Below are 15,829 nucleotides of genomic sequence, written 5' to 3'. Positions count from 1 at the left end.
AACGAAAAAATAAAGCACCCTCATGCGAGCGTCCTCGACCAGCATTCAATGGAAATCCTGGTGCCGGGCTGCGCATTGCCTATTTTCATCGTGAAGTCATGCACCCGCATCACCGCTGACACGATGCTCAATCCCAGCCCCGATCCGGCCAGATGCCGCGTACTCTCCCCGCGATAAAACCGCTGCAGAACCGCATCGCGCTCATCCGCGGCGATGCCGGGCCCGTTATCGACAATGTCCACCTGAGGCCCCGCCGACGTCTGTCGAAGTTCCATGCGCACCGCTCCACCTTCGGGGGTGAACTTGATCGCGTTATCCACCAGATTGCTCAACGCCTCGAACAGCAACGCGCGATCACCATGAATCGCATCGACCGGTTGTACATGCACAGATAGTTGAATCGAGCGGCTTTCGGCGAGCGGCTCGTATAGTTCACCGACTTCCTGCATCAGCGTCTCCAATTGCATCTCTCCGAACCCACCGCGCCGCTGCAGCGTACCGATCTCGGAGATACGCAACATCGCGCGAAACCGGTCGAGCAATGCATCGGTCTCGATGCGCGCGCGCTCCACCAACTGCGACAGCGCGGCGTCGTCGAGCGTATCGGTGCGCTCCGCCACGTGCGCCAGCAAGGTCCGAACGTGCGCGAGCGGCGTGCGCAGATCGTGTGCGATGCCGTCGCACGCACCCTTCACTTCATTCATGAGGCGTTCGACTTCCGCGAGCATATGGTTCACCAGATGCGCGAGCATATCCACTTCATCGCGTCCGCCGATCGGCAAGCGCTGCGCAAGATCGCCCTGCGCAATACGCTGCGTGACGCGCCGGATCGCTTTCAGCCGGCGCATCTGCCGTACGCTCAGCGCCAGTCCGCCTGCCACGCCTGCAAGCAGGCACACGATCCCGCCGCCCACCAGCGCGTTGATGATGGTCTCGCGAATCCGCAGGATGTGCGTCAGATCACGCGCGATGACGAGCGTGGAGCCGTCCTTGCGCCGCTCGGCCATGGCGCGGACCACCGGCGCCTGATCGTTGCGCGCCATCGAGAGCACGAGATCGAGCGTCTTGCCAGTGCGATTGGTGGATAGTTGCGACGGATACACCAGCACGTCCCCAGCCAGCAGACTGCCGTCGGCAGCGAACAGGCCGTAGTAATTGGTGTGCATGCGCTCATGCTCGATACGCCGATGAATCGCGTCGGCAAGGCCCGAGTCAGGCAACGAATCGAAGTAGACCAGTTGCCAGTCCATCACCACATCGGTCTCGCGCTCCATGTCGCCGGTCACGGCCCAGCCGATGTAGCCCAGCAGCAACATCACCGAAAGCGAAAAGATGACCGCGTAAACCGATAGCAGGCGAAAGGTCGTGGAATGCCAGCGCCGCCCGAGCGCAGATTGAGCCGGGAAGGTTGTGTCCATCAGAATGGTCTGCTCATGCGAGGATATAACCCGAGCCCCGCACGGTCTGGATCATCGGCGTGACGCCGGGCGGGTCGATTTTTTTGCGCAGCCGGCCCATGTGCACGTCGATCAGATTGGTGCCTGGGTCGAAGTGATAACCCCACACCGCCTCGAACAACATGGTGCGCGTGATGGTTTGCCCCGCATGGCGCATCATGAATTCGAGCACGCGATATTCGGTGGGCAGCAAGACGATCTCTTCGCCGTCACGCTGAACCTTGCGGGAAATCAGATCGAGTTCGAGCGGGCCGACTCGCAGATGCGTTTCGAGCGGTGCTGCCGGCGTTTGACTGCGGCGCAACAGCACCTCGAGACGCGCGGTCATTTCTTCGGGGTCGAACGGCTTGGTCAGATAGTCGTCGCCACCGGCGCGCAAGCCTCGCACTCGGTCATCCACGTCACCCAACGCGCTTAACATCAGCACGGGCGTTTGAATGCCGATACTGCGCATGGTGGTGAGGATCGTGAGGCCATCCACGCCCGGCAGCATGCGGTCGAGCGTGATCACGTCGTAGTCTTCGCTGATCGCGCGCGCCATGCCGTCGCGGCCGTTGGCCACCCAATCGACGGTGAAGCCACGGCTTTTCAGCTCACCGACAATTTCATTCGCGGTAATTTCATCGTCTTCGATCGTCAGTACTCGCGACATGATCATTGCATGCGCCACCGCCAGCTCTACCGATGCAAGCGGCGGGCGCGACCGGTTATCAGTAGGAGGACATGATGCCATATTCGGCTTGCGCGTTCAGAGCACGGGCGTGCGTTTCGACGGGTGTCGCCGCTTTGCCTAAGTGCCTGCCAGCAGGCTACGCGCAGTTGTATAGCGGATGAATATCCGCTTCATGAAGAAAAATTTAAGTTCGCCGCAGGGCCGCTAAAACTGACGACGGAACGATAAAACAAATTTCATTTTCCCGACGCCGCTCCGGTAGGTCGCCTCCACTAGCCTACTGCCATCCCGCTGTTTTCTTTGCGGTCCGACTCGAACCTTATCGTGGATGGTATGAAAATGAAGCTCGCAACCAAAACCCTCGTCACCACCCTTCTGCTGATCGGCAGTGCATCGGCGATGGCTTCGCCGGCTCTCACGCAGCAGCAATGCAATGACTACCCGTTCAGGCAGCTCAAGGGCGAAGTGACGCACAAGCAGCTGATGAACGAGCTCGGCGAACTGGAAGCGGTCGGCTACAGCCCCAGCAACGACGACGACGAATACCCCAGCGATCTGCAGCAGGCAGAGCGAAAACTGCAAGCAGAATATCGCGCGGACTGTATGCCGGCCGCGCATGCGTCGACAACCGCTACGCAAACGCCGGCCGGTGTAGCACCCGCGCAAGCGGTGAATCAGCCGGCCGGCTGAACGCCGCGCTCAACTCAGACGGCGGCTGCGCCGAGGCGCAATGGAGCCGCCGTCATGTCATCGGCCATTCGTCAACTGGCCGCTTTCGCTCGCCTGCCGCCGTGCGCGCCGCTCGTCGCGCTTACGGCGCAACTCGGCAAGCCGTCGTTTGCTATACGTTAGCGAGGCGACCGCATGAAACGCGACCGGCGCGAACACGAGGCCAAACAGCGTGGCCGCCAGCACCCCGCCGAACACACCGGTGCCGATCGAGCGACGGCTTTCCGCGCCGGCACCGCTCGACACCACCAGCGGCACGACGCCCAGCAGGAATGCGGCCGAGGTCATCACGATCGGCCGGAAGCGCGCGGCGGCGGCTTCGGTCACGGCGCGCGTCAACGGCAGGCCGCGGCGATACAGATCGCGTGCGAACTGCACGATCAGAATCGCGTTTTTCGCCGCGAGGCCGATCACGGTAATCATGCCGACCTTGAAGTACACGTCGTTTGGCATGCCCCGCAGCAGCATCGCAGCGATTGCGCCGATCACGCCGAGCGGTACCACCATCAGCACGGCAAGCGGGATCGTCCAGCTTTCGTACAAGGCGGCCAGCGCCATGAACACGGCCAGCAGCGACAGGCCGATCAGCAAGGGCGTGAGCTGTGCCGCCGCGGTTTCTTCGCGCGCCGCGTCGACCCAATCATACGAGACCCCGACCGGCAACGAAGCGGCGAGCCGCTCCATCTCGGCCATCGCCGCGCCCGAACTGTAGCCGGGCGCCGCGTGGCCGCTCACGTCGAGTGACGGATAGCCGTTATAGCGCGTCAGCATCACCGGACCGATGCTCCAATGACGCGACGCAATCGCGGATAAGGGCACCATGCCGCCGGACGAGTTCGGCACGGCGAGCGCCATCAGATCGTCCTCGGTCATCCGCGTGGCGGCGTCGGCGGAAATCATCACGCGGCGCATCCGGCCACCGGCAGGAAAGTCGTCGATATAGGTCGAGCCGAAGGTGCTGCCCAGCACATCGGTGATGCGGTCGAACGGCACGCCGAGTGCATACGCTTTCGCACGATCGATGACGAGTTCGACGCGCGGCGCATCCGGCAAATCCTCCGAATGCACCGAAGCCAGCACCGGGCTCGCCTTGGCCTGCGCGAACAGTTGCTCGCGCGCGGCCTTCAGCGCATCCAGCCCGACTCCGCCGCGATCTTCGAGCCGGAACACGAAACCGTCCGAATGCCCGAGTCCCGGCACGGAAGGCGGTAATTGCGCCTCCACATTGCCGTCGAGAATCTTGTCGAACTTCTCGTTGAGCCGTTCGCGCAAGGCCATCGCATCGATGTCGCGCTTGCCCCAGTCTTTCAGCTCGACAAAGCCCATCGCCACGTTCTGACCGCTGCCGGTAAAACTCCAGCCGACCACACTGGTGACGTGCGCGACCGCAGGTTCGGCGTGCAGGATTGTTTCCATGCGCTGGACCACCGCAAGCGTACGCGCCTGCGTCGCACCGGCCGGCAATTGCACCATCACCTGCAGCTGGCCTTCATCTTCGCTCGGCAAAAAGCCACCAGGCATCTGCCAATAGAGCGCGGCGCACGCGCCGACCAGCACGGCATAGATCGCCAGCATCGGTCCAATACGGCGCAGCGTACGCGCGGTCAGCCCGCGATAGCCGCTCGCGGCCCGGTCGAAACCGGACGTGAAGCGGCTCGCCGCTCGCGCCGCGAAGCCGAGCAGGCCACGGCGGGCGTCGCGTTGACTCACCGGGTTCTTGTGCGCCTTCAGCAGATTCGCGCATAGCGCGGGCGTCAACGACAAGGCCATGAACGACGACACCAGCATCGACGCGATCATCGACACCGCGAATTGCCGGTAAATACCGCCGACACCACCCGGAAAGAACGCCATCGGCACGAACACGGCCGTCAGCACCGCGGTCACGCCGACGATCGCGCCGCCGATCTGCGTCATCGCCTTACGGGTGGCCTCGCGCGGCGGCAGCCCCTCCTCTTCCATCACGCGATGCACGCTCTCCACCACCACGATCGCATCGTCGACGAGAATCCCGATTGCCAGCACCAGACCGAACATCGTGAACACATTGATCGACAGGCCGCAGGCGTACATCGCGAGAAACGCGCCCATCAGCGTGACCGGAATCACCACCGTCGGCACCAGCGTGTAGCGCAGATCACGCAGGAACAGCCACATCACGAAGAACACCAGCACTACCGCCTCGGCCAGTGTGACGAGCACCTCGCGAATCGCGATTTTCACGAAATGCGCGTTGTCGAAAGGAATTTCGACGGCAACGCCCGGCGGCAAGCCTTTCGATAGTTCGGCAAGCCGCGCGCGGATCGCGTTGGACGTCTCAAGCGCATTGCCGCGCGGCCCGAGCTGAATACCGACGGTGGCCGCGGCCTTGCCGTTCAGGCGGGAGTAGTACGAGTAATTGTCGCGTCCAAGTTCGACTCGCGCGACGTCCCGCAAGCGCACCGCCGAGCCGTCGGGCAGCGCCTTCAGCACGATCTGCCCGAATTCGGCGGGCGAGATCAGTTGCCCCTTCACGCTCACCGAGGCCGTCAATTGCTGGCCCGGAACGAACGGCGCATCGCCCAGCGTACCGGCCGTTACCGTGGCGTTCTGTGCGGCGATCGCGGCGTTCACTTCCGCGGCGCCGAGGCCGTACTCGCGCAGCTTCATCGGATCGAGCCAGATGCGCAACGCTTCGTCGGCGTCCCACAACTCTGCCGCGCCCACGCCTGGCGCGCGCTTCAGTTCGCGCAACACGTAGCGGCTCAGGTAGTCGCTCAATTGCACGGAATCGCGCGAGCCATCCGTGGAGGTCAGCGCGACCAGCATCAGAAACGTATTGGCCGCCTTGAAAACGCTGATGCCCTGCTGCACGACCTGTTGCGGCAAGCGCGGCTCGACCTGCTTGAGTCGGTTCTGGATGTCGACCAGTGCGAGATCAGGATTGGTGCCCGGCGCAAAGGTCGCGTCGATCTCGAGATTGCCGAGGTTGTCGCTGGTCGTTTCGTAGTACAGCATATTGTCGGCGCCATCGAGACTCTCCTCGATGATACTGCCGAGATTGGCATCGACCACTTCAGTGGCGGCCCCCGGATAGGTGGCGCTGATCACGATGCGCGGCGGCGCAAGGCGCGGATACTGCGCTACCGGCAGCTGCGGAATGGCAAGCGCGCCCGCCACGACAATGGCGAGCGCAACAATCCATGCGAAGACCGGGCGGTCGATGAAGAAAAATGGCACGCAGAAATCCGTTCAGATTGGCTGGAGACGCGGCGCGTCAACGAGGCGGGCCATATGCAGCACGTCGGCCAGTATGCCGTCGCGCAGTGCAAAACCGCGCGAGCGGCCTTCTTCGACAAAGCCGAACTTGCGGTACAGCACGATTGCCGGCGCGTTGTCGCAGAACACCGTGAGGTCGATACGGCGCAAACCGAGCGACGCGTCCGCGCAGTCGATCAGCGCTTGCAGAAGCGCTGAGCCGACACCGCGCCCATGATACGCGTCATGAACGGCCAATCCTAAATGCGCGCAATGCGCGCGGCTGGGTCGATGAACCTCCAGCCCGGCGTGGCCGACCATGCGCCCGCCGATGGTCGCGCATACGTTCACGCCGTTTTTGAGGCGCCGGTCGAACCACCCCTGGAGCTGTTCAGGGCTGCGATAGCCGACCGACAGCGTGCCGCGCCGCACGCCGGGCAGGGTCATGATATCGGCGAAGCCGTCCGCGTCGGACGATTCGAGCGCTCGAACCGTAATGCGATCATCGAGATTGTCGAGCGCGGCGTCGCTCTGCGACGTTTCTTCTTTCATGGTCTGGTTCCGCTGCGAGGTTGGCCGATAGCGGCCGATGTTGGCTACTCAGGCGTCGACATCCACGGCGCCGCCTCACGCAGGCGCGCCATGAAATAACAGTCGATCAGCACGCCACGGCGCAACACGGCGCCACGCTGATGCACTTCGATCTCGAAGCCGAACTTGCGATAGAGCGCGAGAGCCGCATGGTTATCGGCGAAGACGAGCAGCTCGAGGCGGCGCAGACCGAGCCAGTTATCGGCCAGATCGATCACCTCGGTCATCAGCGCATTGCCGATGCCGCGCCGGTGCCATGCGTCGTGTACACCAATGCCCAGCGACGCGGCATGCGCGCGGCGCCCTTTAAAAGGCGAGAGCTCCGTTTCACCGACTAGTGTGTCGCCGATCATCGCCGCGATTGCGATTTCGGGGGCCGCGAGTTCCTCCAGATATTCGCGCGTACTGGCAATTGTCTGAAACGGTACGTGTGGATTGCCATTCACCACCGCCGGCAACTGCAGCAATGCGTGGTACTGCTCCACGTCGGCCACGCGCAACGCGCGCAGCGTCAGGCCCTCGGGCAAGCTCCCAGAATTAGATTTTGTTCTTATGTCTTGATTCATAGGCTCATAACGTCAATTCGAATGACCTCGTCAGAATGCCGGGTAGTTGCATGCCGCCCGTGGCGCGCTCACCCCATGTTGAGTCGCTCAACAGCAATTCCGCCTGCGCGCCGAGTTGCTCGAGTTCACTGCCGAGCACGCGATACAGGCTGTCGTCGAAACGCATGGCTTCGAGCGGCGCGACGATCTGCCCGTTCTCGACCCAGAAGGTTGCGAAGCGCGTCATGCCGGTCAGGCGGCAATTCATCCGGTCCGAAAAATTCACGTACCAGAGATTGCCGATGTAGAGACCGGTATCGAGCTTCGCCAGCACGTCCTCTTCCAGCAGATCGCCCGCTTCCATCGAGAGCGCCGCCGGCGACTCGTTCGCCAGCGCACCGTTGGGCGTCAACCCGTACTCGCGCGCGCTGCGTGCATTGGTCAGGCGTTCTGCACTGCGGCCGGCCTGGATCAGCGGGACGCTTTCGCGCAAATAGCCGTCGTCGTTGAAGCCGGGTGTAATGCCGAGATTCAGATCTTCGCTGATCGTGACGCGCGGGTCGACTACGATTTCTCCCACATGCAACTTGTACAACTCGCTGCGCGACGTGGCCTGGGCACGTGCGGAAAAGCCAGACCATGCCGTCACGCTGAGCAATTCCGCAAGCGCTTCAGGCGCCAGATACGAGCGATACCGCCCCGGCGCCAAGGTGCGCGGCGTGCGCGCAAGCACGGACAGGCGCGCGGCGGCCTGCTCGACCTTGCGCGCGAAAACAGCATCGCTCCAGTCGTCGCCCGCGTATGTGGTTTTGATCGCGCGGCCGCTCGGGTCGTATAGCGACCAGCTGAAATTGAAGTTATCGACTTCGTACCAGCCGCGACTGCCCCCCGTGGACGCGAAACCGCGCACGATCGTGCCACCCGCGTAAAAGCCCACGAAGTCCAGCCCTTGCGCGCATTCGGCAACGGTGCGCAACAGGCCGCCCGGCTCCGGCAGCTTGCCCGAACGCTGCGTGGCGCGCTGCCATTGCGACGTGTCGAACAGCAGATGCGGATCGTCCGCCGCACCGCGCAGGCTTTCACGCAAGGTGGCGAGCGCCGCGCTCACGTCGTCCAGATCCTGTTGCAGATCGCCGCAGACGGTCAGCGTCGAATAGGCCTGGCGCGCACCGTCGATCAAACGCAAGGTCAGCTTGCCTTGCGACACGCTGCCGATCTGCCGCACCTTGCCCGAGTTGAAGCGGATAAAGTCGGACTGCTCGCCGGCAAAGGAGCTAAGCGTGGTTTCAGCGCCTTGCTGCAAGCGTTCGATGGCATCGGCCAGCGACGTGAAATGCTGCTGCCAGTCGATCGACGGAGCGGAGCGCGAGGAGATGAATTGGCTCATCAAGCGCCTCCAAACACGTCGATGTCGCTGAACACGCAAGCCGGCGAGGCATGGCCGACGCGAATGATCTGTGCCGGTTCGCCCTTGCCGCACATGGACGTGCCATACACCTCGCGCGTCTGCGCGTTCCCCACCGCGCTCAGGCTGCGCCAGAAATTCGCCGAAATGCCGCGGTAATTCGGCTGTTTGACGATCTGGGTGAGCTTGCCGTTTTCGATCAGTTGACCGAACTCGCAGCCGAACTGGAATTTGTTGCGATGGTCGTCGATCGACCAGGACGTATTGGTGCGCATCAGAATGCCGTGTTCGATATTGCCGATCATCTGCTCCAGCGAACTCTCGCCGGGTTCAATGTTCAGATTCGCCATCCGGTCGATCGGCGGGCGGTTCCAGTTCGACGCACGCGAATTCGCCACGCCCGCCATATGCGCGCGCTGCTGCGAAAGCGCGCCGCCAAGCGGACGTTCGAGCACGCCGTCGCGGATCAGATATTGTTTCTTCGCTTCGGTGCCGTCGTCGTCGAATGCGTACGCGGCGGCTTCCTCGTGCAGTTCCGGGTCGAAGGTCACGTTCAGCAGTTCCGAACCGTAGCGGTACGAGCCGAACATTTCTTTCTTGACGAAGCTCCAGCCGGCGAAGTTGCGCTCGTCACCGAGAATGCGATCGAGTTCGAGCGGATGGCCGATCGATTCGTGAATCTGCAGCATCATCTGATCGGGCATCAGCAGCAAATCGCGCTTGCCTGACGGGCAATTCGGCGCGGCCAGCAATTGCAGCGCTTCATTGGCGACACGCGCACCCGAGCCGTCAAAGCCGAAGCGTGTCAGCACTTCCATACCGCCCTGTCCCAGGGTGCCGTAGTTGCCGCCGAGGGTACGCACCTGCGTATCGCCGTCCGCGTGGGCGGCCACGCTCAGTTGCGGCATCACGAACTGGAACTGCTGATCGATGCGAACGCCGTCGCTGGTGATGTAGAGCTGATCGGTAAGTGTGATCTGCACGGCCGCGACGCGCTCGACAATGCGTGCATCGAGATTCGCGCCCGCGCACTCCACGCTCAAGCGGTCCAACCATTCGGCGCGACTCGGCAACGCAAGCTGCGCATTCGGCGACACATAGTGGCCGCTCACCGCGGGACGCACCACCTCGCGATGATCGATCAGCGACAAGGCTGCGCTCGCTTCAGCGCGGGCCGTGGCGAGATCCAGCGCTTCCTGCAGACCCGCTGCACTCAGATTCGCGGTAGCCGCATAGCCTGCACCCGCGCCCACCCATGCGATCAGCATTGCGCCACGATCGCGCACGGTGCGCATGGGTTGCGCGATGTCGTTGCGGATCTCGTGATCGTCGATCTGTTCATCGACAATGCGCAGCGACCAGAACGCCGCGCGGCTCGTAAGCGACTGGGCGGCTTGCGCCCAACGTTCGTCAATCATTAACGGTTCCCGTATGAGTCTTTGCCCCACCCGCCGGCGACACGATCAGCGACGACGCGAGCAGCGACTGGGTATAAGGATGCGACGGCGCGTGCAACACATCGAGTGTGTCGCCGGCTTCGACGATGCGCCCTGACTTCATCACGATCACGCGATGCGCCATGGCTCGCATCACCGCCAGATCGTGCGTAATGAACAAATAGCTTAGCTTGTACTTTTTCTGCAGATTTGTCAGCAGATTCAGCACCTGTTTCTGGATGGATACATCGAGCGCACTGGTCGGTTCATCGAGCACCAGCAATTCCGGCTCGACCGCGAGCGCACGCGCAATCGCTATACGCTGGCGCTGGCCGCCGGAAAACTCATGCGGATAGCGCAACATGGCGTCCGCGGGCATCCCCACTTCTTCCAGCAGGCTACCCACGCGTGCGCGCCGTGCCTTTGCGTCCATGTCGGGCTGATGCATGGTCAGGCCTTCACCGATGATCTGCTCCACCGTCATACGTGGCGACAACGAGCCGAACGGGTCCTGAAACACGACTTGCATGCGCGAATACAACTCGCGGCGGGAGCGCGCGGTTTTCAGCGAAGCAAGCGGCAAACCGTCGATATGGATATGGCCGGCGGCCGGTCGCTGCAGGCCGAGCACGGTGGCCGCCAGCGTCGATTTGCCCGACCCCGATTCGCCGACGATGCCGAGCGTTTCGCCGCGCCGCACGCTCAGGTCGACGTCGTGCACTGCACGGAACGTGGAGCGGCCGAACATGGAGCGCCAGCCTTTCGCGGAGGTGCTGTAGTCGACGGCGAGCCCCTGCACTTCGAGCAAGCGCCGCGCATCCGGCTCGACCGGCTCCACTGCACGTTGCGGCTCGCTGTCCAGCAGACGCTTCGTGTAGGGATGCTGTGGGTTGGAGAACAACGCTTCAGTCGTATTGGTTTCGACCAGCACGCCCTTTTCCATCACCGCGACGCGCTGCGCGAAACGCTTCACCAGATTCAGGTCATGCGTGATCAGCAGCACGGCCATGCCACGTTCAGCCGCTTCCTGCTCCTGCAACGCGATCAACAGATCGACGATCTGCTGACGCACGGTGACGTCGAGCGCGGTGGTCGGTTCGTCGGCAAGCAGCAGACGTGGCCGGCACGCCAGCGCCATGGCGATCATCGCGCGTTGCCGCTGGCCGCCGGACAGTTGATGCGGAAAACTGTCGATGCGCCGCTCCGGCTCGGGAATGCCGGTGCGCCTGAGCAACTCGATGCCGCGCTGACGCGCCGCGTTCGGCCGCAAACCCTCATGCAGGCGCAAACTTTCGGCGATCTGCTTGCCGATCGTGAAGAGCGGATTGAGTGCCGTCATCGGTTCCTGAAACACCATCGCCACGTCGGCGCCACGCAGACCGCGCATCTGCTGCTCGGTCTTCTGCAGCAGATCTTCACCGTCGAGCAGCATGCGGCCACTCAGATCAGCGTGCTCGACGAGACGCAGAATTGACAACGCAGTGACGCTCTTGCCGGAGCCCGATTCGCCGACCAGGGCGACGCGCTCACCGCGCGCGATCGAGAGGCTGAGTTCATGCACCGCGATCTTGTCGCCGAAACGCACGGAGAAACGATCGATTTCCAGCAACGGCCGGTTTGGTTTGGCTTCGCTCATCGCGGACCTCCGCCGAACGCCGAACCGCGTTTGCGCGTATCGAGCGCATTACGTAATGCATCGCCCATGAAGGTCAACAGCAGCAGCGTGATCACCAGGGCGGCGAAAGCCGAAATCGAAATCCACCAGGCGTCGAGATTGTTCTTGCCTTCCTGAAGCAATTCGCCGAGGCTCGGCGTGGGCGGCGGCACGCCCAGCCCCAGGAAGTCGAGACTGGTCAGCGACAGAATCGCCGCGCTCATCCGAAACGGAAGAAACGTGATCACCGGCGTCAAGCTATTCGGCAGCACATGGCGCCACATGATCTGCCAGTTCGAGAGCCCCATGGTGCGTGCCGCCCTCACGTAGTCCAGTGAACGGTTACGCAGAAACTCAGCGCGCACGTAGTCGGAGAGCACGAGCCAACCGAACATCGAGAGAAGAATAAAGAGCAACCATAGCGTGGGCTCGAAGATCGACGCAAAGATGATTAGCAGGTACAGGTCAGGCATCGAGCTCCATATTTCGATCAGACGCTGACCGATCAGATCTGTGCGTCCGCCGTAGAAGCCCTGCACCGCACCGGTCAATACGCCGATCAGAACGCCGGAAACCGTGAGCGCGAGCGCCATCAGCACCGAGAGCCGGAAACCGTACAGCAGCCGCGCAAGCACGTCGCGCCCGTACTGATCCGTGCCGAGCCAGTTGCTTCGGGTGGGCGGAGCCGGGTACGGATGGGCGGCGAAGTAGTCGATCGTGTCGTAATGGAAATGATTCGGCGGATAGATCGCGAAGTTGCCATTCGATTCAAGCCGCGAACGGATATACGGATCGAGGTAATTCGCGCGCGCCGGAAAATCTCCCCCGAAAATCTTCTCCGAATAGTCTTTGGCAATCGGAAAGTAATAGTGCCCGTCATAGCGGACAATCAACGGACGATCGTTGGACAGCACCTCGCCGAACAGGCTGATGACGAACAGCGACACGAAGATCACGAGGCTCCAGTAACCGAGCCGTTGCCGCTTGAAGCGCAGCCATGTACGCCGCCAGGGAGACGGCGACGCCACGTGCGCGGCGCCGGACTGATCAGCGGTCCAGGCGGTTGAATTGGATGCGGGGGTCGACGAGGACATAGCAGACGTCAGCAATGAGTTTGGTTACGAGGGCGATCAGCGTGAACAGGAACAGCGAACCGAGCACAACCGGATAGTCACGACGAATCACCGAGTCATACGAAAGTTGGCCCATGCCGTCGAGCGAGAACAGGGTTTCAATCAACAGATTGCCGTTCAGGAAAGCACCGACGAAGGCCGCCGGCAAACCGGTCAGCAACGGAATCGCGGCATTGCGCAGCACGTGTTTCCACAGCACGTCGCGCTCCGGTGCCCCTTTGGCGCGTGCAGTCAATACGTATTGACGTCCTATCTCCTCGAGGAAGGTGTTCTTCGTCAGGATCGTGACGATCGCGAAGTTGCCCACCACCGAAGCGGTGACCGGCAGCACGATGTGCCACAAATAGTCGAGCAGCTTGCCGAACGCACTGAGGTCGTTGAAGTTATCCGAGGTCAGGCCGCGCATCGGAAACACCTGCCAGAAGGTGCCGCCGCCGAACAGCATCAGCAACAGCACGCCCAGCACGAAACCAGGAATCGCGTAGCCGGCGAGCACCAGCACACTGGTGACAGTATCGAAGCGCGAGCCGTTGCGCACCGCTTTCGCGATGCCCAACGGCACCGATATCAGATACGTGAGCATCACCGTCCATAAGCCGAGCGTGATCGACACCGGCAGCTTCGATTTGATGACCTCCCACACGCTGTCATGCTGATAGTAGGACTGGCCGAGATCGAAGGTCGCATAACGCTTGAGCATCAGAACGTAGCGCTCGAGTGGCGGCTTGTCGAAGCCGAACTGCTTCTTGATCTGCTCGAGTTGCTGCGGATCGACACCCTGGCTGCCGTGATAGCCTCCGCCACCCGCCCCCGCCTCTCCGCCACGGCCAGCGCCGTGGCGGAGTTGCGTCATCACCTGCTCGACCGGCCCACCCGGCACGAACTGCGTGACGACAAAGGTCAGCGTGACCACGCCGAGCAGCGTCGGCACCATCAACAGCAATCGTCTGAGAATGTAGGCAAGCATGGCGTTCCTCAGTGGGCCGTGGCCGTGGTTGAACTCGCGGATTGCGCGGCCTGGAGCTTCTGTGTCGCTTGCGTGCCAGGCGCTTTCACGTACCAGTAGTCGATGACCCAGTCTTCGTACTGGTAGGAATTCGGCACGGTCTTCGGAAAGCCGAACGTGGTCTTGTAGCCGATGCGCGCGCCCGGTGCGTAGTACTCGGGCACAAGATAAAACGAATAGATCAGCACGCGATCCAGCGCACGGGTCGCCGCTTCCAGATCATCGAGATTGGTGGCGGTAAGTGCGGAGTGAATCAGCGAGTCGACCGCCTTCGAACGGATGCCCGTATAGTTCTCGGAGCCGACTTCGGACGCAGCCGCACTGCCGAAGCGGCGCGTCAGTTCGGCGCCCGGAATCGTGACCGGCGGATAGATGAAGGTGGTCATGTCGTACTCGAAATTATCCAGACGCTTCTCGTACAACGCGCTGTCGATTTCGCGCATATGGGCCTGAATGCCCAGCATGTCGAGCGCCTGCATATACGGCAGGATCAGACGATCCATGCCGGGCTGATCGTCCATGATCTCGATCGTCATCGGCGTACCGTTGGCGTCGCGCAATGCACCATCGCGATAGTGCCACCCGGCTTGCGCCAGCAGATCGCGCGCCACCCGCAAATTGCCGCGCAAGGAATTCGGCGCAATCGTGTCGGGTTGCTTGAGCATCGGACCGAACACTTCAGGTGGCACGCTGCCGCGCAATGGTTCGAGCAGCGCCAGTTCCTTCTCGCCCGGCATGCCGGTCGCGCCGAACGGACTGGCCTCGAAATAGCTGTTCGTACGCCTGTATTGACCGTAGAACATCATCCGGTTCATCCAGTCATAGTCGAGTGCCAGCGTCAGGGCGTGGCGCACGCGCGGGTCCTGGAACATCGGCTTGCGCATATTCATCAACATACCCTGCATCTGCGCGGGACCGTCGGCGAATTCGCCTTTCTTCAACAGTCCGTTGTCGAAGTTCTTGCCGACATATTTGCGCGCCCACTGCGTCGCGCTGTATTCGACGATGACGTCCGCATCGCCCGCCTTGAAGGCTTCGAGTTGCGTGTAGTGGTCGCGGTACAGGTTGAAGGTGATGCGCTCGAAACGGAACATGCCACGGCGCGACGGCAGATTCGCCGCCCAGTAGTCGGGGTTGCGGCGATACGTGATCTGCTTGTCGTTCTTGCGGCTCTCGATCAGGTAGGCGCCGCTGCTGATCGGCGGCGTGGAAGAAATCTGGTCGAATGGCAGACGCTTGCCGTTCGGCTGCATCCCCCACTTCGGTGAGAAGATCGGCAGATCGCCGGCGATCAATGGTGCATCGCGTTCGGCATGCTTGAAATCGAAGCGGATCGTGCTCTTGTCGATCACCGTCGCGCTTTTGATGATCGAGAACTGCGCGTTGAAAAGCGGCGAGGCCTGCGGACTTGTCAACGTGTCGTACGAATATTTGACGTCGGCGGCCGTGATCGGGTCGCCGTTCGAAAAGCGTGCGGCAGGATTGATATGGAATGTCGCTGACGTCAGATCCGGTGTGACTTCGACATCGTCGGCGATCAGAGGATATTCGGAGGCCAGTTCGTCCCAGCTACGCTGCATCAGCGTATCGAACATCAGATTGAGGACGTCGGGCGCGGGCGCGCCACGCACCAGGAAAGGGTTCAGCGAATCGTAAGTCTGCAGTTCGCTATAGTTTTCGAAACTGAGCGAACCGTTAGCGGGCGCGTCGGGATTCGCGTAGTCGAAGTGCGCGAAGTCGGCGGGATACTTCGGCTGATCGTACTGTGAAATCGACGACTTTGCCTGCGCCGCCATCGGCATCGCTCCGCATATCGCTAGTAGGCCAGGCGCAGCGGCAATGACGAACGAGATGCTCGCGGCTCGGCGCACTGCGCCGAGCAAACATCCAATCGCGTCGTGCAGGCGCAACAGTCCGGAATTCATCATTCTTTTCATCAGCCCATACAGTGCGCACCGGCTCG

At 62.1% G+C, this 15,829-nt stretch carries 12 protein-coding genes; 1 reads left to right on the top strand and 11 read right to left on the bottom strand.

Going from position 1 to position 15,829, the window contains the following annotated elements:
* Nucleotides 1–20: 20 nt before the first annotated feature.
* Nucleotides 21–1,418 (bottom strand): sensor histidine kinase, encoded by a 1,398-nt coding sequence (locus PQQ86_RS05875; RefSeq protein ID WP_408265313.1) that lies wholly within the window; start codon nt 1,416–1,418, stop codon nt 21–23.
* 13 nt (nt 1,419–1,431) lie between these two features.
* On the bottom strand, nt 1,432–2,109 hold the full coding sequence (locus PQQ86_RS05870; protein WP_408265312.1) for a response regulator transcription factor: 678 nt from the start codon (nt 2,107–2,109) through the stop codon (nt 1,432–1,434).
* A 360-nt stretch (nt 2,110–2,469) separates the two neighbouring features.
* On the opposite strand from PQQ86_RS05870, the gene PQQ86_RS05865 reads away from it, so the two are divergent.
* On the top strand, nt 2,470–2,820 hold the full coding sequence (locus PQQ86_RS05865) for a DUF4148 domain-containing protein (RefSeq protein WP_408265311.1): 351 nt from the start codon (nt 2,470–2,472) through the stop codon (nt 2,818–2,820).
* A gap of 57 nt (nt 2,821–2,877) precedes the next feature.
* Here PQQ86_RS05865 and PQQ86_RS05860 read toward each other — a convergent pair whose 3' ends face one another.
* From PQQ86_RS05860 to PQQ86_RS05820, 9 genes are read right to left on the bottom strand one after another with little or no spacing between them, the layout of a single operon-like run.
* Entirely contained in the window at nt 2,878–6,078 is a 3,201-nt protein-coding gene (locus PQQ86_RS05860) for a multidrug efflux RND transporter permease subunit (protein ID WP_408265310.1), read from the bottom strand.
* A gap of 12 nt (nt 6,079–6,090) precedes the next feature.
* Nucleotides 6,091–6,648: a GNAT family N-acetyltransferase gene (locus tag PQQ86_RS05855; RefSeq protein WP_408265309.1), complete on the bottom strand. Its 558-nt coding sequence runs from the start codon at nt 6,646–6,648 to the stop codon at nt 6,091–6,093.
* A 44-nt stretch (nt 6,649–6,692) separates the two neighbouring features.
* Nucleotides 6,693–7,214 carry a GNAT family N-acetyltransferase gene (locus PQQ86_RS05850; protein WP_408265308.1) on the bottom strand — a complete coding sequence of 174 codons (522 nt, stop codon included), beginning with the start codon at nt 7,212–7,214 and terminating at the stop codon, nt 6,693–6,695.
* A 43-nt stretch (nt 7,215–7,257) separates the two neighbouring features.
* On the bottom strand, nt 7,258–8,619 hold the full coding sequence (locus tag PQQ86_RS05845; RefSeq protein ID WP_408265307.1) for a TldD/PmbA family protein: 1,362 nt from the start codon (nt 8,617–8,619) through the stop codon (nt 7,258–7,260).
* On the bottom strand, nt 8,619–10,055 hold the full coding sequence (locus PQQ86_RS05840; protein WP_408265306.1) for a TldD/PmbA family protein: 1,437 nt from the start codon (nt 10,053–10,055) through the stop codon (nt 8,619–8,621). Before PQQ86_RS05840 ends, PQQ86_RS05845 begins: the two co-directional genes overlap by 1 nt.
* A complete protein-coding gene (locus tag PQQ86_RS05835) occupies nt 10,048–11,709 on the bottom strand; it encodes an ABC transporter ATP-binding protein (RefSeq protein WP_408265305.1) in 1,662 nt (553 codons plus the stop codon). The genes PQQ86_RS05840 and PQQ86_RS05835 overlap by 8 nt, the downstream gene beginning before the upstream one ends.
* Nucleotides 11,706–12,821 (bottom strand): ABC transporter permease, encoded by a 1,116-nt coding sequence (locus PQQ86_RS05830; protein WP_408265304.1) that lies wholly within the window; start codon nt 12,819–12,821, stop codon nt 11,706–11,708. Before PQQ86_RS05830 ends, PQQ86_RS05835 begins: the two co-directional genes overlap by 4 nt.
* The gene (locus tag PQQ86_RS05825; RefSeq protein WP_408265303.1) at nt 12,775–13,827 is read right to left on the bottom strand and encodes a microcin C ABC transporter permease YejB; all 1,053 of its coding nucleotides are present in this window, start codon (nt 13,825–13,827) and stop codon (nt 12,775–12,777) included. The genes PQQ86_RS05830 and PQQ86_RS05825 overlap by 47 nt, the downstream gene beginning before the upstream one ends.
* Before the next feature lie 8 nt (nt 13,828–13,835).
* Complete coding sequence (locus tag PQQ86_RS05820; protein ID WP_408270109.1) at nt 13,836–15,791, bottom strand: extracellular solute-binding protein; 1,956 nt, start codon at nt 15,789–15,791, stop codon at nt 13,836–13,838.
* Nucleotides 15,792–15,829 lie beyond the last annotated feature (38 nt).

This window comes from Paraburkholderia sediminicola (assembly GCF_046026675.1).
In the GTDB taxonomy this organism is placed as follows: Bacteria; Pseudomonadota; Gammaproteobacteria; order Burkholderiales; family Burkholderiaceae; genus Paraburkholderia; species Paraburkholderia sediminicola_F.
This window is presented reverse-complemented; position numbering and strand designations above follow the sequence as displayed.

Coding starts and splice junctions, on each gene's coding strand:
- PQQ86_RS05875 (WP_408265313.1), bottom strand. CDS start 1,418: ATGGACACAACCTTCCCGGCTCAATCTGCGCTCGGGCGGCGCTGGCAT.
- PQQ86_RS05870 (WP_408265312.1), bottom strand. CDS start 2,109: ATGTCGCGAGTACTGACGATCGAAGACGATGAAATTACCGCGAATGAA.
- PQQ86_RS05865 (WP_408265311.1), top strand. CDS start 2,470: ATGAAGCTCGCAACCAAAACCCTCGTCACCACCCTTCTGCTGATCGGC.
- PQQ86_RS05855 (WP_408265309.1), bottom strand. CDS start 6,648: ATGAAAGAAGAAACGTCGCAGAGCGACGCCGCGCTCGACAATCTCGAT.
- PQQ86_RS05845 (WP_408265307.1), bottom strand. CDS start 8,619: ATGAGCCAATTCATCTCCTCGCGCTCCGCTCCGTCGATCGACTGGCAG.
- PQQ86_RS05840 (WP_408265306.1), bottom strand. CDS start 10,055: ATGATTGACGAACGTTGGGCGCAAGCCGCCCAGTCGCTTACGAGCCGC.
- PQQ86_RS05835 (WP_408265305.1), bottom strand. CDS start 11,709: ATGAGCGAAGCCAAACCAAACCGGCCGTTGCTGGAAATCGATCGTTTC.
- PQQ86_RS05830 (WP_408265304.1), bottom strand. CDS start 12,821: ATGTCCTCGTCGACCCCCGCATCCAATTCAACCGCCTGGACCGCTGAT.
- PQQ86_RS05825 (WP_408265303.1), bottom strand. CDS start 13,827: ATGCTTGCCTACATTCTCAGACGATTGCTGTTGATGGTGCCGACGCTG.
- PQQ86_RS05820 (WP_408270109.1), bottom strand. CDS start 15,791: ATGAATTCCGGACTGTTGCGCCTGCACGACGCGATTGGATGTTTGCTC.